Annotated in this window: 18 protein-coding genes and 1 pseudogene; 10 read left to right on the forward strand and 9 right to left on the reverse strand. The window is 67.0% G+C overall.

What is annotated here, in order from left to right:
- Nucleotides 1–20: 20 nt before the first annotated feature.
- Together F813_RS0103200 and F813_RS0103205 are read right to left on the reverse strand one after the other, a co-directional pair.
- The gene (locus tag F813_RS0103200) at nucleotides 21–224 is read right to left on the reverse strand and encodes a cold-shock protein (protein ID WP_012983920.1); all 204 of its coding nucleotides are present in this window, start codon (nucleotides 222–224) and stop codon (nucleotides 21–23) included.
- Between the two features lie 228 nt (nucleotides 225–452).
- Nucleotides 453–1,175 (reverse strand): SDR family NAD(P)-dependent oxidoreductase, encoded by a 723-nt coding sequence (locus F813_RS0103205; protein WP_012983921.1) that lies wholly within the window; start codon nucleotides 1,173–1,175, stop codon nucleotides 453–455.
- Between the two features lie 289 nt (nucleotides 1,176–1,464).
- On the opposite strand from F813_RS0103205, the gene F813_RS0103210 reads away from it, so the two are divergent.
- Nucleotides 1,465–3,420, forward strand: coding sequence for a GNAT family N-acetyltransferase (locus F813_RS0103210; RefSeq protein WP_012983922.1), 1,956 nt, complete (start codon nucleotides 1,465–1,467; stop codon nucleotides 3,418–3,420).
- A 21-nt stretch (nucleotides 3,421–3,441) separates the two neighbouring features.
- On the opposite strand, the pseudogene F813_RS13520 reads toward F813_RS0103210, so the two are convergent.
- The 3 genes and pseudogenes from F813_RS13520 to F813_RS0103225 all read right to left on the reverse strand — a co-directional run bounded on the left by F813_RS13520 (nucleotide 3,442) and on the right by F813_RS0103225 (nucleotide 8,808).
- Nucleotides 3,442–5,462, reverse strand: a pseudogene (locus tag F813_RS13520) (methyl-accepting chemotaxis protein).
- A 166-nt stretch (nucleotides 5,463–5,628) separates the two neighbouring features.
- On the reverse strand, nucleotides 5,629–7,542 hold the full coding sequence (locus F813_RS0103220) for an ATP-binding cassette domain-containing protein (RefSeq protein WP_012983924.1): 1,914 nt from the start codon (nucleotides 7,540–7,542) through the stop codon (nucleotides 5,629–5,631).
- Nucleotides 7,543–7,959: 417 nt separating this feature from the next.
- A complete protein-coding gene (locus F813_RS0103225; protein WP_017925536.1) occupies nucleotides 7,960–8,808 on the reverse strand; it encodes a universal stress protein in 849 nt (282 codons plus the stop codon).
- Nucleotides 8,809–9,058: 250 nt separating this feature from the next.
- On the opposite strand from F813_RS0103225, the gene F813_RS0103230 reads away from it, so the two are divergent.
- From F813_RS0103230 to F813_RS0103260, 7 genes are all read left to right on the forward strand, one after another.
- Nucleotides 9,059–10,897, forward strand: coding sequence for an SLC13 family permease (locus F813_RS0103230; protein ID WP_012983926.1), 1,839 nt, complete (start codon nucleotides 9,059–9,061; stop codon nucleotides 10,895–10,897).
- A gap of 48 nt (nucleotides 10,898–10,945) precedes the next feature.
- Nucleotides 10,946–11,836, forward strand: a complete 891-nt coding sequence (locus F813_RS0103235; protein ID WP_012983927.1) for a phosphoribulokinase — start codon at nucleotides 10,946–10,948, stop codon at nucleotides 11,834–11,836.
- Nucleotides 11,837–11,945: 109 nt separating this feature from the next.
- Nucleotides 11,946–12,404 (forward strand): hypothetical protein, encoded by a 459-nt coding sequence (locus F813_RS0103240; RefSeq protein WP_017925537.1) that lies wholly within the window; start codon nucleotides 11,946–11,948, stop codon nucleotides 12,402–12,404.
- 17 nt (nucleotides 12,405–12,421) lie between these two features.
- Nucleotides 12,422–13,549 carry an FIST C-terminal domain-containing protein gene (locus F813_RS0103245; protein ID WP_017925538.1) on the forward strand — a complete coding sequence of 376 codons (1,128 nt, stop codon included), beginning with the start codon at nucleotides 12,422–12,424 and terminating at the stop codon, nucleotides 13,547–13,549.
- A 14-nt stretch (nucleotides 13,550–13,563) separates the two neighbouring features.
- Entirely contained in the window at nucleotides 13,564–14,598 is a 1,035-nt protein-coding gene (locus tag F813_RS0103250; RefSeq protein ID WP_017925539.1) for an NADP(H)-dependent aldo-keto reductase, read from the forward strand.
- Nucleotides 14,599–14,615: 17 nt separating this feature from the next.
- Nucleotides 14,616–15,398 carry a TatD family hydrolase gene (locus F813_RS0103255; RefSeq protein ID WP_017925540.1) on the forward strand — a complete coding sequence of 261 codons (783 nt, stop codon included), beginning with the start codon at nucleotides 14,616–14,618 and terminating at the stop codon, nucleotides 15,396–15,398.
- Nucleotides 15,395–16,126, forward strand: coding sequence for a ThiF family adenylyltransferase (locus tag F813_RS0103260; RefSeq protein WP_012983932.1), 732 nt, complete (start codon nucleotides 15,395–15,397; stop codon nucleotides 16,124–16,126). Before F813_RS0103255 ends, F813_RS0103260 begins: the two co-directional genes overlap by 4 nt.
- Nucleotides 16,127–16,225: 99 nt before the next feature.
- Here F813_RS0103260 and F813_RS0103265 read toward each other — a convergent pair whose 3' ends face one another.
- Genes F813_RS0103265 through glyQ form a run of 4 tightly spaced genes read right to left on the reverse strand, consistent with a single transcriptional unit; the run spans nucleotide 16,226 to nucleotide 20,708 of the window.
- Nucleotides 16,226–16,867 (reverse strand): hypothetical protein, encoded by a 642-nt coding sequence (locus tag F813_RS0103265; RefSeq protein ID WP_017925541.1) that lies wholly within the window; start codon nucleotides 16,865–16,867, stop codon nucleotides 16,226–16,228.
- Nucleotides 16,857–17,612, reverse strand: a complete 756-nt coding sequence (locus F813_RS0103270) for a 1-acyl-sn-glycerol-3-phosphate acyltransferase (protein ID WP_017925542.1) — start codon at nucleotides 17,610–17,612, stop codon at nucleotides 16,857–16,859. Before F813_RS0103270 ends, F813_RS0103265 begins: the two co-directional genes overlap by 11 nt.
- Before the next feature lie 9 nt (nucleotides 17,613–17,621).
- A complete protein-coding gene (glyS, locus tag F813_RS0103275; protein ID WP_017925543.1) occupies nucleotides 17,622–19,703 on the reverse strand; it encodes a glycine--tRNA ligase subunit beta in 2,082 nt (693 codons plus the stop codon).
- A 60-nt stretch (nucleotides 19,704–19,763) separates the two neighbouring features.
- Complete coding sequence (gene glyQ / locus F813_RS0103280) at nucleotides 19,764–20,708, reverse strand: glycine--tRNA ligase subunit alpha (protein ID WP_012983936.1); 945 nt, start codon at nucleotides 20,706–20,708, stop codon at nucleotides 19,764–19,766.
- Nucleotides 20,709–20,794: 86 nt separating this feature from the next.
- On the opposite strand from glyQ, the gene F813_RS0103285 reads away from it, so the two are divergent.
- Together F813_RS0103285 and glnA are read left to right on the forward strand one after the other, a co-directional pair.
- Nucleotides 20,795–22,066, forward strand: coding sequence for a cation diffusion facilitator family transporter (locus F813_RS0103285; protein WP_026148121.1), 1,272 nt, complete (start codon nucleotides 20,795–20,797; stop codon nucleotides 22,064–22,066).
- Nucleotides 22,067–22,263: 197 nt separating this feature from the next.
- Nucleotides 22,264–23,673, forward strand: coding sequence for a glutamate--ammonia ligase (gene glnA / locus F813_RS0103290; protein ID WP_017925545.1), 1,410 nt, complete (start codon nucleotides 22,264–22,266; stop codon nucleotides 23,671–23,673).
- Nucleotides 23,674–23,725: the final 52 nt, after the last annotated feature.

Below are 23,725 nucleotides of genomic sequence, written 5' to 3' on the forward strand. Positions count from 1 at the left end.
CCAGCCTTGGGAAGTGCGCCTTAGAGGGCGGTCACTTCACCGGCGGCCAGGCCCTTGGCGGTTTCCTGGATTTCGAAGGAGACCTTCTGGCCTTCGGCCAGGGTCTTGAAACCCGAACCGCTGATCGCGGAGAAGTGCACAAACACGTCCTTGCCGCCATCATCGGGGGTGATGAAACCAAAACCCTTGCTCTCGTTGAACCACTTAACAACACCAGTATTCACAACTTGTAACCTCTTCAATGTAACTAACAAATGTGGTCGCGGGATGCTGCCAACAGATCAACGGGAGCACTGGTTCAGAAACTAGAAACTTCCTAGTGTTGCCGTTCATCCGCAGACCACGATCCCGACTATACGCCTGCATTCCGGCAAAAGCCAACCGGCCCGCAAGAAAGTTTCGTGACATTCAGAGGCTTCGGCCGCTCGAGACCTGGATCGGCCCCACCCGGATCAGTCCAGCTGGCGGATGTCGACGAAGCTGCCCCGCGTGGTCTGGCGCAGCCGGGGCAGTACCGCGAGCACGGCCTCGGCCGCCTTCTCCGGCGTCGGCATGGTCTCGGTGCCACGCGCGGCCTTCAGCCGCTGCAGCACCGGGAAGGCCTCGCGGTCGGCCTCCTCACACAGGTAGTCCTGCATGGAGGTATCGATCAGGCCGGGCGCCAGGGCATTGATCGCGGTATCCTCGGGAAACTCGTGGGCATAGAGCTGCATCATCATGTTCAGCGCCGCCTTGGAGAGCGAGTAGCCGCTCCAGCCAGCATGACCGGACACCGAGGCCCCGGACGAGATCGCGACGACTTGTCCCACACGGATATGGCGACGCAGCAAGGCATCCAGGATGACCTTGTTGGCAAAAGTGTTGACATCCATCAGCAGGCGCAGCTCGTCCATCGACGCGTCCTGCATACGCTGCATGTGACCGAGCAGGCCGGCGTTCAGGATCACGAGATCCAGCGCATCGACACCGTCGAGCAGACGCTCCATCGCGGTGCCGGTGGCCTCGAAGTCGGCCAGGTCCACGCGCTCGTCCCCGGCCACGCCGGGCTCCGGGCAGCCCCGGCGGCTCATCCCGTAGACACGCGCACCCTGCCCCTGCAGCACCCGCGTCAGGCCAAGACCAAAACCACTGGAATTGCCCGTCACCAGTGCTGCGCCAATGACGCCATTGCTCATGCAAGCTCTCCTGCCGGGATGGACCAACGTGCAGGCTAACCGGAACCCCTTTCGTTCGCCATACTGACTCCCCTGCGAGCATCGTGCCCAGACGGAACGGGCGCCCGCACAGCGTTGCGGCTCCTTTGTGCAGAATGACTGCACGGCAGTCGCCATGCCCGGTTGGCACGCAAAAGCGACGAAGTCGCGAGCGTGTCCATTAATCCGTGTTTCCTTAAAGGTGCTCTACCCTCAACAGCCGTGCGCAGATTCATCTCTGGCGCCATGCCGATATGCGACAAGGATCCCAATGAGACAGGCAGAGGACAGACCCACCCTTGGCTGGCGGCGGCTTCTGGCCCACCCGATGTCGCAGGCGGCGCGCGAGCGTGCCGCCACCTGGCTCGGGCGGATGCCCAGCGGGAAAAGCTCGCTCTGGGTCGGCCGCGAGGCACCAGCGGACGTGGCGCGGGTAAACCCCGCGCAGGCTGGTCACTGGCTGGGACGCGAGGCCGACGCGATCGTGTTCGAGGCCTCCTGGCCCCTCCCGGCAGACGCCCTCGCCATCGCCGGGGGACTGCTGCGCGGGGGCGGCGTGCTCCTGCTGCTGGTCGATCCACCTGGCGACGGGGCGTTTGGCCGGCGTTGGGCGAACGCCCTGCGGCACGCGCCCGTTCACTGGGTGAATGACGATGTCGAGCAATGGCCAATCCCCGACGCGGGCGTACAGCCTCCCTGGGCCTGGACGGAAGATCAGCGGCGCGGGCTCGTGACCCTGGATGAACTTGGCCCCGGGGAATGTGGCGCACTGGTTGCTGATCGTGGACGTGGCAAGTCGACCTTGCTGGGGGAGTGGATCGCCTGCCAGCGCAGCGCCGGCACACCGGTCGTCGTCACGGCACCCGGCGCCGGCGCCGTTCGGGCGCTCTTCCGTCAGCTGGAACGCCACCCGGGGCCGTCGGTACCTTTCTGCTCCCCCGACCAGATCGAAGCCCTCGCCACCGCACCCGACACCCTGGTGATCGACGAGGCGGCGGCGCTGCCGGTCGACCGCCTGGTGCGGCTGGCGGGACGTGCCCGGCGACTGGTGCTGTCGACGACTACCGGCGGCTTCGAGGGCAGCGGACAGGGCTTTCGCCTGCGCGCGCTTCCCGCCCTGCAGCGCATGGGCTTCCGAATTCGGCAGATTGGGCTTGAGCAGCCCGTGCGCTGGGAGAGTGGCGACCCGCTGGAGGCCTGGCTGGATGACCTGTTCCTGATGCGGGCCAGGAGTCGCGCACCCGCCCGTCAGGCCGTGATATTTCACTGGCTGTGTGGCAAGGGCCTCGTCTGTGACACGCGTCGGCTCGAGGACGTGGCCGGCCTGCTCGCCGACGCCCACTATCGCACACGCCCGTCGGATCTGGCCCGCTGGCTGGACGATCCTGACGCGTACCTGATGCTGCTCCTCGGTGCGCAGGACCGGGCGCTGTTCGGGGTTGCCCTGGTCCAGAAAGAGAGTGGCCTGGCGCCCGAACTCGCGGAAGCGGTCTGGGCCGGGGAGCGGCGCCCCCAGGGACACTTCCTGCCCTGCACACTGGCTGCTCGCGGGGAGTTCGCTCTGGCCACCCGGGCCTGGTGGCGAATCCAAAGGCTCGCCGTACACCCCGCCTGGCAAGGGAGAGGGCTTGGGGGCCGCCTGCTGCGCGCAGTCGAGGAATGCGCGGCACACCACGACATCGCACTGCTTGGCACGAGCTTCGGACTGCAACCGGCACTGGTACGGTTCTGGGGACAGGCAGGCTGGCAGCCGGTGCGGGTCGGGGAACGACCAGATCCCGCCAGCGGCGAGGTGTCGATCGTGCTGACCCGGGCGTTGACACAAGACACCGCTGCCCTCGTCGATGCGGCCGCAGCGTCTTTCGCGCGCGACTGGCGCGAGGGCGGCGCCGCGCTACTGCGCGATCAGACGGGCCGGCGACGCCGGGTCCTTGAAGCCATCCAGCCGTCCGCCGTCACGGCACCCGACCGGGATCACGCCCGGGACATCGAAGAGATTCGAGCCTTTGCACGGCGGCAACGACCGCTCCAATGGATACGGGCCGCCCTGCGACGCTCCCTTGTTGCACACCCGCCGCAAGGACCGGAAGGAAGGCTGCTGCAATCCGCCATCGAGTCCCTGGATGACGAGGCGCTGGCCCGTGAACTGGGGTTTTCCGGACGGCGGGAGGCCGTTCGACGCCTGCGCCAGGCCGCGCAGACCTGGCTGGCGCACCCCGAGGCGTGACCCCAGGGCGCGCGAGCGACACTACAAGCGGAACTGGGCCAGTGCCTGCTGGATCTCGCGTTCCACCTGCTTGAGCTCGTCGGAGGCCGCACTGACCCGATCCGCCGTATTGGCCGACTGATCGGCCCCGTCGGAGATCTGCACGATATTGCGGTTGATGTCCTCGACCACGGTGCTCTGCTGACGCGCGGCAACCGCGATCTGGTCAGTCATCTCGACGATCGTGGTCACCGACTGCCGAATCTGCTGCAGGGCCCCGTTCACTTCGGCGGTGTGCTCCATGGTGGTCTCGGCCTCTTCCTGGCCGTGCTCCATCGCCTTCACCGCAGAGCCAGTGGCGGTCTGCAGACGCGAGATCATGCTCTCGATCTCGTCGGTGGACTCCTGCGTGCGGGTCGCCAGCTTGCGCACCTCGTCGGCCACCACGGCAAACCCGCGGCCATGCTCGCCGGCACGGGCGGCCTCGATCGCCGCGTTCAGCGCCAGCAGGTTGGTCTGCTCGGCGACACCCCGGATGACCTCGAGGATGGTGCCGATCTGCTTGGAATCCTCGCCCAGTTTGGCCACCGTACCGGCGGCCTGCTCGACCGTACCCAGCAGGGAGGACATGGACTCGATGTTCTTCTCCATCACCTCGGCGCCGTTGTTCACCGCGCCGCTCGCCTCCTGTCCGGCCTGGGAAGTGGCGTCGGTGTTGCGCGCGATCTCCTCGGCGCTGCTTTGCAGTTCGTTGATTGCGGTGGCGAGGCGACGCGTTCGGTCTCGTCGCGCTGACGCGAGACCACCTCGCGGGCCTGGTAGGCCTCCTGATTCAGGTTCTCGGTGGCCCGGTTCAGCGTCTCGGTCCCGCTGCGGGCATTGCCGATCGCCTGCGCAATCTTGTCGGTGAAGCGGTTGAACGCACGCCCCAGCTGGGCCGTCTCCAGCAGCCCGTTTTCGTCCAGGCGGCGGCTGAGGTCGCCATCGCCGTCGGCGATCTCTTCCAGCGCCTCGGTCGAGTGGGCCAGCGCACGGCGTACCACCAGGATGATGAACACCGCGCCGGCCACACCCAGGATCACACCAATCAGCGCCAGCACGCCCTGCGTCACCTGGGTATTGCGCATGGTCGCGGTCAGCTCGGCGGCGGACACTTCGGCACGGCCGGTGATGCGCTCGGACAACTGCTGCAGTTCATTACGTGCCTCGAAGATCACGGGGCCGACCTCGGTACGGATCAGGAATGCGTCCTGCAGGGCCTCCTCGCTGCCGTGGATACGAACGATGTCCTGGATCGCGCTATCCAGATCGTTCAGGAGCCCTTCGAAGTCCTCGACCGCGATCTGTTGCTCGAAATCGAGCTCGTCGTACTGCTCCAGGAGCCGTGCCAGCACATCATGGGTCTGCCCGAGATACAGACGCAGATTCTGCTCGAAGGAGTCATCTCGAAACGCGATGAAACCGCGCAGGTTCGAGGTGATCTGCAAAAGATTGGTGCGCAGGCTGTAGAAATCGCCGAGACGCTCGAACGAGCGCTGGAAGCGTGCCCGCGCCATCTCCTCGTCGATCATGGTGCTGGTCAGCTGGGTCATCTGCATGGTTGCCGGATTGGCACGCGAGTTGGCGACACCCTGGGCCGGCATGTTCTGGGCCACGTCCTCGGCCACTTCAATCAGACGGTCACGGTGCGCGGCAAAGCCATCGATGTTCGCGCGCACCTGTTCCGCAGAGGCACTCAGCTCATCCGAGCCCCGCACGACCGGATCGTTGACCAGGGCATCCATGGCGACGTCCAGCTCGTCCATCGCGTTCAGCCAGGCGTCGCGGTGCTCCTCTTCCTCGCTCATCAGGTAGAAGCCCAGAAAGGCGGCACTCTCCTGCAACAGCTGCTCCACCTCATTGACGCGCGCCACGGCCGGATAGTCGGACTGGGTCAATTCGGCCACGCCCTGTCCGCCCACATTCAGGGCACGCAGCGCCAGCAACGAATTGATGATCAGGATCGCGACGACCAGCCCGAAGCCGGCGATCAGCAGCCCCCGAATGGAGAGTTTGTCCAGCATGGTGTTGACTCCTTCCTTCGCGCCTTCTGCCGGGCGCATGCCATCACGTGCAAGCGGGTCATTCCGCTGCCTGTAGAGACGATTCATCCCCTGTTACGGCCGCATTCCCCTGAAGTTGAGCCCGGCCGTTTTGAGAATCCCATCACACCGGATGACGCGGAAAGGATCAGGGTGATTCCAGCGCCTCCCAGCGCTCGTAAGCCGCCGCCAGGTCACGTTCGACCTGTTCCAGCCGGGCCTGCATCTCGCGCACCCGCTCGCCATCGCGCAGCACCTCCGGGTCCGACAGGGCCTCGGCCAGTGACTGGTGTTCGTTTTCCAGTGCCTCGATCCGGCCCGGCAGGGCCTCCAGTTCGCGTCCCTCCTTGTAAGAGAGTTTGCGGGCGCGGGGTGGTGGTTCCGGGGTCGCGGGCGTCGACTCGGACCGGGCCTCGGGTGCGGCAGGTGTCTCCCGGGTCCCGGTATCCGCTTCACGCGTGAGCAGGCGATGTGTCACGCGAGGGGGCAGGTCCGACCAGCCGCCGACGAACTCCTCGACCGTGCCATCCCCGGGCAGCACCAGCGTGCTGGTGGCGACATTGTCGAGGAAGGCGCGATCGTGGCTGACCACGATCACCGTGCCGGTGTACTCGATCAGCAGTTGCTCCAGCAGCTCGAGGGTCTCGACGTCCAGGTCGTTGGTGGGCTCGTCGAGGACCAGCAGATTGGCCGGGCGCAGGAACAGCTTGGCCAGCAACAACCGGTTGCGCTCGCCACCGGACAGGGCCGATACGGGCTGGCGCGCGCGTTCCGGCGGAAACAGGAAGTCCCCGAGATAGCTCAGCACATGCCGGGTCTCGCCATTCACGGTGACGCGGTCGCGGCCCTCGCCGACCGCATCCTGCACGGTGGTCGTCTCGTCGAGACGCGCGCGGGCCTGGTCGAAATAGGCGATCTCGAGCTGGGTACCCAACTTCACCGTTCCGGCAAGCGGCTCCACCTGACCCAGCAGCCCGCGCAGCAGCGTGGTCTTGCCGGCGCCATTGGGTCCGACGATGCCGAGGGCGTCGCCACGCTGTAGCAGCAGATTGACGTCACGCGCCACCGGCATGTCGTCATAGCCGAAGTCCGCGTGCTCCGCCTCGATCACCAGACGCCCGGAACGCTGCTCGGGCGACAGTTGCATTCGCACCTGCCCCCCGCGCTCGCGTCGCTCGGCGCGCTTCTTGCGCAGGGCCTGCAGGGCGCGCACCCGGCCCTCGTTGCGCGTACGCCGCGCCTTGATGCCCTGGCGGATCCAGGTCTCCTCCTGCGCCAGCTTGCGATCGAACTCGGCGCGCTGACGCGCCTCGACCTCCAGACGCTCGGCCTGGCGCGTGCGGAAGGCCTCGATCGAGGGCGGATGCTCGTACACCTGGCCGCGGTCCAGCTCCAGGATGCGGGTGGCCACCTGTTCCATGAACTGGCGGTCATGGCTGATGAACACCACCGTGAGCCCGCTCCCGCGCAGGAACTCCTCCAGCCAGCGGATCGCGGCGACATCCAGGTGGTTGGTCGGCTCGTCCAGCAGCAACAGCTGCGGTTCGCACACCAGCTCGCGCGCCAGCCAGACGCGGCGCTTGAGCCCGCCGGAGAGCGCGGCGAAACCGGCCTCGGGGTCAAGTTCCAGGCGCGAAAGCGTCGTTTCGACCCGGTTCTGCAGGCTCCAGCCGTCGATCGCCTCCAGCCGGGCCTGGACCGGGCCCATCTTCTCCAGGGCCTCGGCATCACCACCCGCGGCGGCCTGGCTCAAGTGATGAAAACGCTCCAGCAACTGCCCGGCCTCACCCAGCCCCTCGGCGACCACATCGAACACCGTGCCGTCGACCCCGGGTGGCAGCTCCTGGGTCAAGTATGCGGTCGTCAGGCCGTCCTGGCGGACCACCTCGCCCGAGTCCGGCTGGATCGCACCCGCGATCACCTTGAGCAGGGTGGACTTGCCCTCGCCGTTACGCCCGGCGACGGCCACGCGTTCGCCAGGCTCCAGACTCAGATTGAGGCCGTCCAGCAGGGGGGCCATGCCGTAGGCCAGGTGGATATCGCGCAGGGTCAGCAGAGCCATCGAGATCTAGGGAAACACTGATTCATGTACACGCTCGCGCTCGAGTCGCTTTTGCGTGCGAACAAGGCGCGGTGACCGCCGTGCAGTCATTCTGCACAAGGGAGCCGCAACGCAGTGCGCACGCCCGTTTCTGATAACAACGGGCGGCCGAGCCCCTTCGTCCATTAAGTTGTGGGGTTGGCACCCCAGGTTCCCCGATCCGGCGTTGCGCCCCGAACCAGTCAAGAACGGGCGGGTAGAACCACTACCCGCTGCACGACGCGCCTTGTCTCGGACAACCTGGGGTACCAACGCGAGTGTGTACATGAATCAGTGTTTCCCTAGAGAAATCCAGTTGAAGAGCCCGGCAAACGCCGGGCGGAAGGGTTCAGGGGGAATCGTGAACCAGGGGGTGCGACCAGGGAAACAAATGCTTCCCTAGTCGTTGAGCTCCTTGACCACCAGCACCGGGCAGTCGGCGCCCCCAATCACGCGCTCGGATACCGAACCCATCAGCAGACGCTTGAGGCCGGTGCGCCCGTGGCTGCCCACGACGATCAGGTCACGGTTGTCACGCCGCGCCACGTCAATCAGGGCGACCTCGGCGCGACCTTCCTCGAAGGTCGCGTCCGCCTGAAGGCCCTGCTCCCGGGCCTCGCCCTGCAGGCGCTGGATCGCATCGACACCCTCCTGGCGACGCTCCTCGCTCTGGCCGGGCACGGCGACCGAGGCGATAGTAATCGGCAACTGGCAATAGCCGGCGAGCTCGATCGCCGCACGCGCCGCCTGATCGCCCAGTTCGGAGCCGTCGGTCCCGACCAGCAACCCCCGGTGCGGCGCCTGCGCGCCCCGCGGAACGACCATGACGTTACACGGCGCCGTGCCCACCACCTTGCGCGTCGCGTCGCCGACCATCAGACGTGCAAGATCGTTGCGGTCGCGGCGCCCGATCACGATCAGACCAGCCTTGTATTCCTCGGCGATCTTGACGATCTCCTGGTGCCGGTCCACCCCGTGACGCAGGATGGGCAGGGCATCAAGGCCCTGTTCGCGCGCCTTTTTCTCGAGCACGTCCAGGTCGCCCTGCGCGGTCACGCTCGCATCGTGGCTGCGCCGGGGCGACAGCGCGTCGTGTTGCGTATCGGTCGGAATGATACGGGCGAGGATGAGCCGGGCCCCGCAACGCTGAGCCAGATCCAGGCCAACGGCCTCGGCCGACTCGCTGAACTCGGACCCGTCGGTCGCCAGCACGATGGTCTCGAAACGGCAAAGCGGGGCATCGGACATGGGGCGTCTCCCTGACGGTTTTCGTTCAGCATAACCGACCGGCCGGCGTACGACAGCCAGCGTCTCGCGAAAGGTCCAAACGGCCCGGTTTTTGCGTCCAACCGCCCGGGATGAAATAATCGCGCGCTTCCAAGGGGGAGCACCGGCGACGCCTCCCACGCCACTGGCTACCGGCCAGGGCCGCTCGCCAGCCCCCTCAGCCCCGGCCCTGCACCGTCCGGTGCGGGTCTTCAGGACACGAAATCGATACATGGAAAACCTTACGCTGACCACCGAGATGATCGTGGTGCTCGCGCTGCTGGCGTTCACCATCTTCCTGTTTGTGACGGAGGTCATCCGTGTGGACCTGGCTGCCATCTCGGTGATGGTGCTGCTCGGCCTGCTGACGCTGGTGCCCGGGCTCGGGCTGCTGGTCGCGCAGGACGAACTGTTCAGCGGTTTTGCCTCCAATGCGGTGATCGCGATCATCGCGGTGATGATCATCGGCGCCGGGCTCGACAAGACCGGCGTAATGCACAAGGTGGCCGCGTTCATCATGCGCGTGGGCGGTACCACCGAGAAGAGCATCATTCCGACGGTCTCCGGTACCGTCGGCGTGATCTCGAGCTTCATGCAGAACATCGGCGCGGCCGCGCTGTTCATGCCGGTGATGAGCCGGATCTCCAGCCGCCTCGGGATACCACTGTCGCGCCTGCTGATGCCCATGGGTTTCGCCGCGATCGTCGGCGGCACCATCACCCTGGTCGGTTCCAGCCCGCTGATCCTGCTGAACGACCTGCTGCCATCGAACATGGAGCCCTTCCAGCTGTTCGACGTGACCCCGATTGGCCTCGCGCTGCTCGCCACCACCATCGTCTACTTCGTGGTGCTGGGCCGTTTCGTACTGCCATCGGTCAAGTCCAAGTCCGCGCAGCGCGAGAGCGCCCAGGAGTACTTCCAGCGGGTCTACGGCCTGTCCTACGAGATCCACGAGGTCTTCGTGCCTGAGAAGGACCCGCTGGTGGGCCGCACCGTGGCCGAGATCGAGCGCGAGACCGGGATCGCGATCGTCGGCACCTACGTGCGCGACGAGCTGCGCATGGCCCCCTGGACCGGCTACGAGATCCAGGCCAACTCGCACCTGGCCGTGCTCGCCAGCCCCGAGCGCATGGAAAAGCTGTGCGAGGGCACGCGCAAGCGGCCGACCACCCGCCTCGACGTATTCGCGAATGCGCTGGACACCAGCCGCTCCGGGGTGGCCGAGGTCGCCATCGCGCCAGGGTCCAATCTCGCCGGCAAGACCGTCACCGAACTGGCCATGCGCCAGACCTATGGCCTGTCAGTGATGCGAATCCAGCGCGGCAGCGAGACCTTCGGCGAGGGCCTGCGTGACATCCCACTGGAGATCGGCGACATCCTGGTCGTGCACTGCACCTGGGAGTCACTGGCGCGCCTGGACAAGGATCGCGATTTTGTCGTGATCACTTCCGACTACCCGCGCGAGGAACTGCGTCCTTCCAAGGTCCCGCATGCGCTGTTCTTCCTGGCGCTCACGGTGGGCCTGATCCTGTTCACCGACCTGATGCTGTCGGTCGCGCTGCTGACCGGCGCACTGGGCATGATCCTGACCGGCGTGATCAGCCTCGACGACGCCTACCGCTCGGTCAGCTGGAAGACCGTGTTCCTGCTGGCCTCGCTGATACCGCTGGGGATGGCGGTGGAGAACACCGGCACCGCCGCCTGGATTGCGCAGAACACGCTGGAGCTGCTGGGGACCGTCCCGCCCTGGGTGCTGCAGGCGACGATCTTCGCGCTGGCCACGTTCTTTACGCTGGTGATGTCCAATGTCGGCGCGACCGTGCTGCTGGTCCCGCTGGCGATCAACTTCGCGGTCGCCGCCCAGGCGGCGGGTATGGAGGCCGACCCGCGCGTTTTCGCGCTGACCGTGGCGATCGCCACCTCGAATTCCTTCCTGATCCCGACCCACCAGGTGAACGCCCTGATCATGGGCCCCGGTGGTTACCGGGTGAAGGACTATATGAAGGCGGGTGGCATCATGACAATCCTGTTTGCCGTGGTCGCCATGTTCATGCTCAACCTGATTTTCTAGACTCCCTTTTCACCACCTTTGCGCAACCCGTTTGCAAGGAGAAATCCCATGTCCCAGAAGCATCCCGTAATTGCGGTGACCGGTTCCTCGGGGGCCGGCACCTCCACCGTCAAGCGCTCGTTCGAGTCGATCTTCCGTCGCGAACAGATCAACCCGGTCGTCATCGAGGGCGACAGCTTCCATCGCTATGACCGCAAGGCGATGAAGGAGGCCATGAAGAAGGCCGCCGACGAAGGCAATCAGCATTTCTCGCATTTCGGTCCCGAGGCCAACCTGTTCGATCGCATCGAGGATCTGTTCAAGACCTATGGCGAGACCGGCCAGGGCCAGAAGCGCTACTACCTGCACTCCGACGAGGAAGCCGCCGCCCACAACGAGCGTCTCGGCACCAACCTCGGCCCGGGCGAGTTCACCCCCTGGGAAGAGATCCAGCCGGGTACCGACCTGATGTTCTACGAAGGCCTGCACGGCCTGGTCGTGAACGGTGAAGTAAATGCCGCGCAGCACGTGGATCTGGGCATCGGCGTGGTGCCGATTGTGAACCTCGAGTGGATCCAGAAGATCTTCCGCGACAACGCCGAGCGCGGCTATTCCGCCGAGGCCATTGTGGACACGATCCTGCGCCGCATGCCGGACTACGTGAACTACATCACCCCGCAGTTCGGCCACACCGACATCAACTTCCAGCGCGTGCCGACGGTGGACACCTCCAACCCGTTCATCGCCCGCGACATCCCCACCCCGGACGAAAGCATGGTGGTGATCCGCTTCAGGGAGCCGAAGAAGTTCGGGGTGGACTTCCCCTACCTGCTGAACATGCTGCCCGACTCCTTCATGTCCCGGCCGAACACCATCGTCGTGCCCGGCGGCAAGATGAGCTTCGCGATGGAGGTCATCCTCGCGCCGATCATCCACGACATGCTGGCGCGTCGCGGCTGAGCACAAGCGCTCCGGAAGTTCCCCTAGCCCCGCTCCGGCGGGGCTTTTTTGTGGCTGCAGGCGTTTGGGCTAGCATTCCGGCGATCCTGCAAAGACCGATGGAGTTGCCGTGTTCGGAGTGTTCGGGCCGCGCCCCGCGCAACAGATGGAACGCTTTCGCAGCCGCTACACCGGCCGCTCGCTGATCGTGCATCAGGGCTTCGAGGGCGACTGGCTGGAGGAGCTGCTGAAGCAGCCCGGCGGCGGCGGGCACTTCCGCATCGACAGCCGCCGCCTGCCGGCGCGGCGTCCCACGCCGATCGAGTGGCTGGTACAGACCCATGTGCTGCCACTGGCGCTGCCCCAGCCGCTGTATCTGGACGTCCGCGAGGACGCGATCCTCGCGCGCCACCTGATGCGGGGCGACCGTGCGGTCCACCCCTCCGAGATCGCCTGGTTCCTGGAGGAGCTGGACACCCGCCACCATGCCCGCCTGGAGTTCGCGGAGAACGACCGGATGACCATCCGGCGCGGCATCCCCGAAACCGACAACGAGGCCCTCAGCATGCTGGAGCAGCTGGGGCTGTGACGGAACCAAGGACCCCGATGGAACGCTTTGTCAGTACCGCCGCCAGCGGCAATGACCCGCGCACCCTCGCCACGGAACTGATCCAGGGGCTGGGCGCGTTGCCGCCCCGGGAGCCGGAGACCGTGCGCGTGGGCTTTATCTACGTCTCCGACGCGCTGAGCCGCAATGCCCGCCTGGTCATGGACACGCTGCGCAAGGAACTCGAGGTAGACCATTTCGTCGGCGGCATGGGCATGGCCGTGATCGGGCCGGACCGGGAATTCTACGAAGACCCGGCGATTACCCTGATGATCGGCGACTTCCCGGCCAGTTCGGCACGCGTGATCCAGCGTCCGATCCACAGCCTGGACGAGCTGAAGCAGGCCCTGGACGGCTTCCTCGACCCTACGACTCCGGGCCGCCTGCTGCTCAATGCCGATCCGCGCACGGAGGGTGTGGAGGCCGTGCTGACCGAGATCGGCGACCAGACTGCCTGGTTCGCCACCGGCGGCATCCACTCCGGCGAGGAGGGGGCGGTGCAGATCGCCGATGGTGTGGTCGCCTCGGGTATCACCGGGCTGGCGCTGCGTGACGACGTCGCGATCGCGGCGCGACACAGCCAGGGCTGCACCCCGCTGCCCGGCCAGCACGAGTTGACCGAGACCTGGCGCAACATCATCGTGCAGCTGGACGGCCAGCGGGCGCTGCCGGCATTCAAGGGCATCATTGGTGACGTCCTGTCGCGCGACCTGGAGCGGGCGCTGGGCTACATCCTGGTCGGCTTTCCGATCCCCGGCTCGGACACCGGCGACTACCGGGTCCGCAACATCATCGGCGTGGATCTCGCCCAGGAAGTTCTTGCGGTCGGCGAACTGCTGGAGCCCGGGCAGAAGATCCTGTTCGTGCGCCGCGACGGCCAGGCCGCACGCGAGGACCTCGAACGCATGCTGGAGCAGATCCGCGCCCAGGCCCCCAATGGCATTCGCGGGGCGATCTATGTCTCCTGCATCGGGCGCGGGCGTCACCAGTTCGGCCAGGAGGGCACGGAACTGGCGATCGTGCAGCAGGGTCTGGGAGATGTGCCCCTGGTCGGCTTTTTCGCCAATGGCGAGATCTTCGCCAACCGCCTGTACGGCTATACCGGGGTCCTCACCCTGTTCACCTGAACCAAGGGACAGACATGCAATACCGCAAACTGGGACGTACCGATATCGAGGTCAGCCTGATCGGCCTGGGCACCATGACCTGGGGCGAGCAGAACACCGAGGCCGAGGCCCACGAACAGCTGGACTACGCGCTCGATCAGGGCGTGAACCTGATCGATGCCGCCGAGATGTACCCGGTCCCGCCGCGCGCGGAGACCCAGGGCCTGACCGAGACCTATATCGGCAACTGGCTGGCGAAACGCGGCAACCGCGACCAGGTGGTGCTGGCCAGCAAGGTCGCCGGCCCCGGCATGATCGACTACCTGCGCGGCGGGCCGCAGCTGAACCGCGAACACATCGAGCAGGCCCTGAACGACAGCCTGAAACGTCTGCAGACCGACTATCTGGATCTCTACCAGGTCCACTGGCCCGCCCGTTCCACCAACTTCTTCGGCCAGCTCGGCTACGTCCACAAGCCGGATGCAAGCGCGACCCCGATCGAGGAGACCGCGGCAGCGCTGAAGGCGGTGGTCGAGAGCGGCCGCGTGCGCACCATCGGCATCTCCAACGAGACCCCGTGGGGCTTCATGGAGTGGATCCGCGCCCATGACCGCGGCCTGTCCGAGCGTATCGTTTCCATCCAGAATCCCTACAACCTGCTCAACCGCAGCTTCGAGGCGGGGCTGGCCGAGATGGCCATCCGCGAGGACGCCGGCCTACTGGCCTATTCGCCGCTGGCCTTCGGCATGCTCTCCGGCAAATATCTGGACGGGGCGAAACCCGAAGGGGCGCGCCTGACGCTGTTCGAGCGCTTCCAGCGCTACAGCAACGAATCGGGCCTGGCCGCCACCGCGGAGTATGCACGCCTCGCGCGCGATCACGGCCTGACCCCGTCGCAGCTGGCGCTGGCCTTCATCAACCAGCAGCCCTTCGTGACCAGTAACCTGGTCGGGGCGACCACGATAGACCAACTGCGCGAGAACATCGCAACCGTCGACATCACCCTGTCCGACGCCGTGCTGGAGGCCATCGAGGCCATCCACGCCCGCTACACCTACCCCTGCCCGTAAATCCGGGACGGGGCCCGGTGCACCTGATCGATACACACGTCCACCTGGACCTGGACGCGTTCGACCCGGATCGCCCGGCGGTGCTGGACCGCGCCCGCGCCGCCGGGGTGCAGGAGCTGGTCCTGCCAGGCGTCACCCGCGCGCGCTGGCCGGACCTCGACGCCCTCCACCGCCAGCACGCGGGTCTGCATATCGCCTACGGCCTGCACCCGATTTTCCTGCAGGATCATGCGGACGCGGACCTCGACGCCCTGGAGGCCTGGCTGGAGATGCACCCGGAGGCCATCGCGGTCGGCGAGATCGGGCTCGATGGCTACCAGGACGGGCTGGACTGGGACCGCCAGTGGCGCTTCTACACGCGGCAGCTGGCGATCGCCCGCGAACGCGACCTGCCGGTGATCATCCACAGCCGCCGGGCGCTGGACGAGGTCCTGAAAGGCCTGCGTCAGCAGGCCGGCGTGACCGGCATCCTGCATGCCTTTATCGGCTCGCCGCAGCAGGCCCGACAGGCGGTGGATCTTGGCTTCTGTCTCGGCATCGGCGGGCCAGTGACCTATGAGCGTGCGAAACGACTGCACCGCGTGGTGCGCGAGGCCCCGCTGGAGGCCCTGGTCGTGGAGACCGACGCCCCGGATCAGCCGCTGGCCGGGCACCAGGGCGAGCGCAACGAACCGATGATGACCGCCGAGGTGAACCGCCATCTGGCCCGCCTGCGGGACATCGACCCGGCCGAGATGGCTATAATCACGTCACAAAATGCGCGCCGGGTCCTCCGGCTCCCGAACGATCCGGATTCATGAGCACGCCCCACAATCCCTACAGCGAACGCACGGACCTCCTGCTGGGTCCCGATGTCACCGCCGGCCTGCGCGACCGGCATGTATTCATCGCCGGCCTCGGCGGCGTCGGGAGCTATGCCGCCGAGGCCATCGCCCGCGCCGGGGTGGGGCGCATGACCCTGGTGGATCACGACGTGGTTGCCGCCTCCAACCTGAACCGCCAGCTGGTGGCCCTGCGTTCCACCCTGGACCAGCCCAAGACCGCGGTGATGGAGGCGCGCATCCGGGACATCGACCCGAAGATCGAGCTGAACATCCAGCGCGAGTTCCTGCGCCCGGACAGCATCGTCGATCTGGTGCCGGACGACGCCGACTTCGTGCTCGACGCGATCGACTCCATCGCCTGCAAGGCCGCGCTGGTCGCCGGGGCCCAGCGCCGCGGCCAGGCGGTGATCTCGAGCATGGGGGCCGGCGGGCGCATCGACCCGACGGCCGTGCGGGTCGGCCCACTGGAGGCCACCCGCGTCTGCCCGCTGGCAAGGCAGATGCGCAAGAACCTGCGCCGCGTGGGTGCGCGGCTCGACTACCCCGTGGTGTTCTCGATCGAGCAGCCGCGCAAGGGCACCGAGCACCGCCCGGTCGAGGGGGGCCGCCCGCGCTCGGTTAACGGCACGATCTCCTACCTGCCCGCAATCTTCGGCCTGACCGCCGCCGGCCACGTGATCCAGACCCTGATCGCCCGCGCCTGACACACACAACCCGGTCATTGCGAAGCGCGAAGCGACGCGGAAATCGACCGACACTGCCCCCGACCGCACGGCACACGCAGGGGTCATCGCAGTACTTCGTTATTCGTCGAAGACCGCCTCGATGCGGGTCTGAATGTGCTGGTCGGCGTCCGGGCCGTACTGCGTGCTGGCGGGGTCGAAGCCATCGCAGAAGGCGTAGGCGAACTTCAGGTCCTTGACGCCCAGGGCGCCGAACAGGCGCGCCTCGAAGGAGTGATCCTCCGCGTTCTGGATCAGCGTAGGCCAGCCATCCGCCCCCGGTGCCAGCGCGGGGCCGAAGAACACGACCCCCGGCAGGTTCTTCAGGCGCAGGGCACAGGTGCCCTCGGTCACCCCGGCCATCGGCAGGAAATCGATGGTGCGCGACAGGCGCTGCTTGCGGTTGAAGGCGATGTCGATCTCGCCGCCGGCGGCGCGGATCGCCGGCGCCTCGGCCTCGAACGCCAGGGTCTCCAGCCCCGCCGCCCGCCAGGCCTCCAGATCCTGCGCCCCATGGCGGCTGGGCAGGAACAGGTAGGCGGGCTTGGTGATCGCCCGAATCGCCTCCAGCAAGGCTTCGGAGTACGCCGGGGCGTTGACCAGCACGCCGCCCAGCTCGTGGTCGTCGATCAGCCAGACGGCCGGGTCCGAATCGCCCACGCGGTAGATGCTGCGATCGCGCAACTCGACCAGCGGCGCACTGATCAGGGGTTTACTGGCCATGCGGTTCCTCCGACGACGGTTTCGCGGGACGCGGCTCGATCCCGGCCATGGTGGTCTCGATCCATTCCTCGGCTTCGCTTAGCACCTCGATCGGCTTGCGCCCGGCGGTCTCGATCGGCGGGCCGACCACCACCTCGATGGTGCCGGGGTAGCGCCGGAGGCCCTTTTTCGGCCAGAAGCTGCCGCTGTTCAGCGCCACCGGCAGCACCGGATAGCCGGTGCGCGCCGCCAGTATCGCGCCACCCTGGCGGTAGCGCCCGTGCTCGCCCGGGGCCACGCGCGTGCCCTCGGGGAAGACGATCACCCAGCGGCCCTGATCCAGGCGCTGCTGGCCCTCCGCGACCAGATTCTCCAGGGCCTGACGCCCGGCCTCGCGGTCGATCGGGACTGGATCGAGCATCGACAGCGTCCAGCCGAACAGGGGGATGCGCATCAGTTCGCGCTTGAGCACCCAGGTCTGCATCGGAAAGATCGCCACAAAGGCGACCGTCTCCCAGGCGGACTGATGCTTGGACAGCACTACATGCGGTCGCGAGGAGTCGATGTGCTCGGTGCCCCGCACCCGGTAGTCAACACCACAGGTGACGCGCAGCCACCAGACATTGAAGCGCCCCCACTGGGTCAGGACGCGATAGCGCGCCGGGCGCGAGAGCGGCCAGATCAGCGGCGGGACCAGCAGTCCGAACACCAGCGTGGAGCCGATGAACCCCAGCTGGAACAGCAGGCCGCGGATCAGGGGGAGCATGGGGCGGCGCTACCCCGTCGCCAGGCGACCGATATCGGCCACGGTCTCGAAGGCGCGGCGCAGTTCGCGCAGCAGCGCCAGGCGGTTGCGCCGCTCGGCGGCATCCTCGGCCATCACCATCACCTGGTCGAAAAAGGTATCGACGCGATCACGGAGGCCCGCCAGCTCGCCCAGGGCGTGCAGGTAGTCGCCATCAGCCACGGCCTGCTCGACACCGGGACGCACCGCCTGCAGGCCCTGGTAGAGCTGGCGCTCCTCGTCCAGCGCCAGGGCCTCGGGATCGAGGTCGGCCTCGGCCTCCTCGCCCGCCTTGCGCAGCAGGTTGTGGATGCGCTTGTTCGCCGCGGCCAGGGCCTCGGCCTCCGGGCGCTCGCGGAACAGGCTGACCGCTCGCACACGGTGGACGAAGTCCAGCGGTGTATCGGGCGCGACCGCAGCCACCGCCTCGATCGTCTCGTGCGCCTGGCCCTGCTCCAGCAGGTAGCCGCGCAGGCGCTCGAGGATGTAGTCACGCACCGGCTCCACCGCCTGATCGGCCTCCGGCACGCGTTCGCGGATGGGTTCGGCGGCGGCCTGCAGCAAAGGGGTCAGGGCCAGCGGCAGTTCGCGCTCGACCAGGATGCGCACCAGCCCCAACGCGGCGCGGCGCAGGGCGAACGGGTCCTTGGTGCCGGTGGGCTGCTTGCCAATCGCAAAGATCCCGACCAGCGTATCCAGCCGGTCCGCCAGCGCCAGTGCCTGGGCCAGCGGGGCATCCGGCAGTTCGGAGCCGGACTGGCGCGGCCAGTAGTGCTGCTCGATCGCGGCAGCGACGGTCTCGTCCTCGCGGTCGTGCAGGGCATAGTAGCGGCCCATGGTGCCCTGCAACTCGGTGAACTCGAACACCATCTGCGTAACCAGGTCGCACTTGGCCAGGCGCGCGGCGCGCGCGGCGAGGTTCGCGTCCAGCTGCATCAAGCCCGCCAGGCGCTGCATCAGCGCCTCCAGCCGCGCGGACTTGTCGCGCAGCGTGCCCAGGCGCTTCTCGAACACCACCGATTCCAGCGCGTCCAGCCGTTCCTCCAGGCGCTTCTTGCGGTCCTGCTGCCAGAAGAACTCGGCATCGGCAAAGCGCGGGCGCAGCACGCGCTCGTTGCCATCGCGCACCGCGTGCGGGTCGCGCGACTCGATGTTGCTGATCACGATGAAATGCGGCTGCATCCGGCCGGCCTCGTCGACCACCGGGAAGTATTTCTGGTTGTCCTGCATGGTGGAGATCAGCGCCTCCTGCGGGACATCCAGAAAACGCGGGTCGAAGCCGCCGGTCAGGGCGACCGGCCACTCCACCAGTGCGGTCACCTCGTCCAGCAGGTCGGCATCCACCAGTGCGCGCCCGCCCAGGGCTTTGGCCTGCTCGTGCACCTGCGCCAGGATGTTCTCGCGCCGCGCCTCGAACGACGGTTCGACAAAGCCGGGGCTGCGCAGCCGCTCGGCGTAGTCGTTCCCGCGCTTCAGCTCCAGCGCGCCGGGCTGGTGGAAGCGGTGGCCGTGCGTGGCCCGCCCGGCGGTCTGCTCCAGCACCGTCATCTCCAGCACCTCGGTCCCGTGCAGGACGACCAGCCAGTGTGCCGGGCGCACGAACTCGGTGCGACTGCTGCCCCAGCGCATGCGCTTGGGCGTGGGCAGGGCCTCCAGCGCGGCCGCCAGCATCTCCGGCAGCAGCTCGCCCAGGGCGCGGCCTGGCTGCATCTGGCGGTAGACCAGGTATTCGCCCTTGTCGGTGGTCTCGCGCTCGAGGCGCTCGACCTCCACGCCGCAGGAGCGGGCAAAGCCCAGCACCGCCTTGGTCGGGTCGCCGGCGTCGTCAAAGGCAGCGGCCACGGCCGGGCCGCGACGCTCCTGGAGTTGGTCCGGCTGCTGCCCCGGGATGTCCGGGAACAGCACGGCCAGCCGGCGTGGCGTAGCGAACGTCTCGGGCTCGCCCGGCTCCAGCCCGGCCTCGCGCAGGCGGGTGGTCAGGCCTTCGGCCAGAGCATCGCGCAGGCGTGCCAGCGCGGTCGGGGGCAGCTCCTCGGTGCCCAGTTCGATCAGGAGTTCGCGGGCTTCAGCCATGTCGGGTCCGTGTCGGGTCCATCGGGGCCGCGCGGATGGGCGCGGTCCGTACAGATAGGTTCAGGCGGCGTCGGGCCGATTCGTGTCGTCGTCGGCGCACAGCGGGAAGCCGAGGGCCTCGCGCGACTCGTAGTACTTCCGGGCGACGTTTCGCGACAGCTCGCGCACGCGCAGAATGTAGCGCTGGCGCTCGGTGACCGAGATCGCGCCACGGGCGTCCAGCAGATTGAAGCTGTGCGAGGCGCGCAGCATCTGCTCGTAGGCCGGCAGCGGCAGGCCCAAGTCGATCATTCGGTCGCTCTCGTTCGCATGCTGGTCGAAGGCAGCGAACAGGGCGTCGCGGTCGGCGTGCTCGAAGTTGTAGGTAGACTGCTCCACCTCGTTCTGGTGGTAGACGTCGCCATAGGTCACCGGGCGACCGTCCGGGCCGACGGTCCAGACCAGGTCGAATACGCTCTCCACCCCCTGCAGGTACATCGCCAGGCGCTCCAGCCCGTAGGTGATCTCGCCGGAGACCGGGTAGCAGTCCAGCCCGCCGACCTGCTGGAAGTACGTGAACTGGGTAACCTCCATGCCGTTCAGCCAGACCTCCCAGCCCAGACCCCAGGCGCCGAGGGTCGGGGACTCCCAGTTGTCCTCGACGAAACGCACGTCGTGGGTCAGGGTGTCGAAGCCCAGCGCCTGAAGCGAGCCCAGGAAGAGGTCCTGGATATCCGGCGGCGATGGTTTCAGCAGCACCTGGAACTGGTAGTAGTGCTGCAGGCGGTTGGGGTTGTCGCCGTAGCGCCCGTCGGTCGGACGACGGCTGGGCTGGACATAGGCCGCACGCCACGGTTCCGGCCCGATCGAGCGCAGGAAGGTCGCCGGATGGAAAGTGCCGGCCCCCATCTCCATGTCGTAGGGCTGCAGCACCACGCAGCCGTGGTCGTTCCAGTAGTCCTGCAGACGGCGGATCAAGTCCTGGAAGGTCGGGCTGCTGCTGGACGGATTGCGTTCTTGCGACATGCGGGGTCCCGGATCAGGGCAAAGCGCACAGTATATCGGCCGGGCTCCGGCTGCGGCCACCGCCAGTGTAGGCACGGGTGTCTTGCATGCCTCCGATGCAGGCCCATACTGAAGGCCTGACCCTGTTTGGGAGAGACGTCCTGAGCGACCCCCGCGCCAACTCCGAATCGACGATCTCGCCCGAGAACGGCCGACGCTACCGCGCCACGCGCCGCGTAACGGTCGTGGGTGCGGTGGTGAATGCCTTTCTTGCCCTGGCGCAGCTATTGAGTGGGTGGCTGCTGAACTCGCAGGCGCTGATCGCCGACGGCGTGCACACGCTGTCGGACCTGATCACCGATGGTGTGGTGCTGTTCGCCGCCGGCAAGGCCGCCGCCTCGCCCGACCATGACCACCCGTACGGGCACGGGCGCATCGAAACCCTGGCCACCGTGGTCGTCGGCGTGTTCCTGGCACTGGCTGGCCTCGGCATCGCCTGGGCCGCCGGGCAGCGGCTCGTGGATACCGCAGCCGCGACCGGGCCGGCCCCGGCCGCGCTCGCGTTTGCGGTGCTGACTCTGGTCGCCAAGGAAGGGCTCTATCAGTACACCCACCGGGTCGCGAAACGGATCGGATCGCGCATGCTGGATGCCAACGCCTGGCACCACCGCACGGATGCGATCTCCTCGCTGTTCGTCCTGATCGGGGTCGGGGCGGCGGTCGCGGGCTTCCCCTGGGCCGACGCCCTCGCAGCCCTGATCGTCGCCCTGTTCATCCTGCATATCGCCGGACGCCTGATCGTACGCAGCGCGTCCGAACTGATCGACACGGCGCTGGATGCGGAGGAGGTCGCGCGCATCCGTCACACGATCATGGAGGTGCCCGGGGTGAAGGATGCGCACATGCTACGTACGCGGCGTCACGGGAGCGACGTGGTCGCCGATGTGCATATCCAGGTCGCCCCGATGATCTCGGTTTCCGAGGGACACCGGATTGCCGATGCCGTGTACTGGGCCGTCACCCAGCGCCATGAGCGGCTGCGAGATTTTACGGTCCATGTGGATCCGGAAAACGACGAAGATCAGGCCCGCAGCTCGAACCTGCCCCTGCGTCCGGAGGTCGCCGAGGCGGTGCGCGAGGCCTGGGCCGGCACCCCGGAACTGGAGCGCCTGGAGCAGCTCTCCATGCACTATCTGAACGGGCGGATCCACCTGGCCCTGACGCTGCGCCTTGACGGGGCATACACGCCCGCGGAGCTGAACGCTCGGGGCGAGGGCCTGTCACAGTCGCTGCAGAGCCATCCACGACTGACGGGCCGGCTGGGTGAGGTGAAGATCCTCTATCGCCCATGCACCACTGGCGTGCAACAAAACCCTTGATGCACTACTGTGGTGCCGATGACGCACGGTTATTGTGCAGCCTGCCGCGTGGCACGGACCTCATGAGTGCTGAACGACCGTCACAGGGCCAATCGAGCGAGCTGGCATGATGCCTGCATAGACTCGATTCGACGCCGGCCGGGCTCGAATCGGCGCGGCGAACCCAAAGACCAAGAGCAAACCTTAAGGAGACTCCCATGTCCGCAGCCGACGTGCTGAAGCAGATCCAGGAAAAGGAAGTCCGCTTTATCGACTTCCGCTTCACCGACTCCAAGGGCAAGGAACAGCACGTGACCGTGCCGGCCCATGACCTCGACGAAGAGGCCTTCGAAGAAGGGAAGATGTTCGACGGCTCCTCGATCTCCGGCTGGAAGGGCATCAACGAGTCCGACATGATCCTGATGCCGGACGCAGAGTCCGCGGTCATCGACCCGTTCTTCGAAGACATGACCATGAACATCCGCTGCGACGTGGTCGAGCCGGCTACCATGCAGGGCTACGACCGCTGCCCGCGCTCCCTGGCGCGCCGCGCCGAGGCCTACCTGCAGAGCACCGGCATCGCCGACACCGCGCTGTTCGGGCCGGAGAACGAATTCTTCGTGTTCGACGACGTGAAATGGGGTGCCGACCTGTCCGGCTCCTACTGCCGCGTGGACTCCTCCGAGGCCTCGTGGAACTCCGAACGCGTCTACGAGGACGGCAACATCGGCCACCGCCCCGGCGTGAAGGGTGGCTACTTCCCGGTCCCGCCGGTCGACAGCCTGCACGACCTGCGTTCGACGATGTGCGAAGTGATGACCGAGATGGGCCTGGTCACCGAGGTGCACCACCACGAGGTGGCCACCGCCGGCCAGTGCGAGATCGGTGTCGGCCCCGCAACGCTGACGCAGAAGGCCGACGAAGTACAGGTCCTGAAATACGTGATCCAGAATGTCGCCCACATGCACGGCAAGACCGCGACCTTCATGCCCAAGCCGATCGTCGGCGACAACGGCTCCGGCATGCACGTGCACCAGTCGCTGTCCAAGGACGGCAAGAACCTGTTCTCCGGTGATCTGTACGGCGGCCTGTCCGAGACCGCGCTGTACTACATCGGCGGCATCATCAAGCACGCCCGCTCGCTGAACGCCTTCACCAACCCGTCCACCAACAGCTACAAACGTCTGGTGCCGGGCTTCGAGGCACCGGTCATGCTGGCCTACTCCGCGCGCAACCGCTCCGCGTCCATCCGCATCCCGTTCGTGATGAGCCCGAAGGCCCGCCGCATCGAGCTGCGCTTCCCGGACTCCACCGCCAACCCGTACCTGGCCTTCGCCGCGATGCTGATGGCCGGCCTGGACGGCATCCAGAACAAGATCCACCCGGGTGACGCGATGGACAAGAACCTCTACGACCTGCCGCCGGAAGAGGAAAAGGGCATCCCGCAGGTCTGCCATTCGCTGGACCAGGCGCTGGAAGCCCTGAACCAGGATCGCGAATACCTGACCCAGGGTGGCGTGTTCACCGACGACATGATCGATGCCTACATCGACCTGAAGATGGAAGAGGTCACCCGCATGCGCATGACCACCCACCCGGTCGAGTTCGACATGTACTACAGCCTGTAAGGCACTCGCCTCTGGCCCCGAGGGGCCAGAGGCACCGGCCGCCGTGCCCTCC

This window comes from Thioalkalivibrio sp. HL-Eb18, from assembly GCF_000364985.1.
Lineage (GTDB): Bacteria > Pseudomonadota > Gammaproteobacteria > Ectothiorhodospirales > Ectothiorhodospiraceae > Thioalkalivibrio.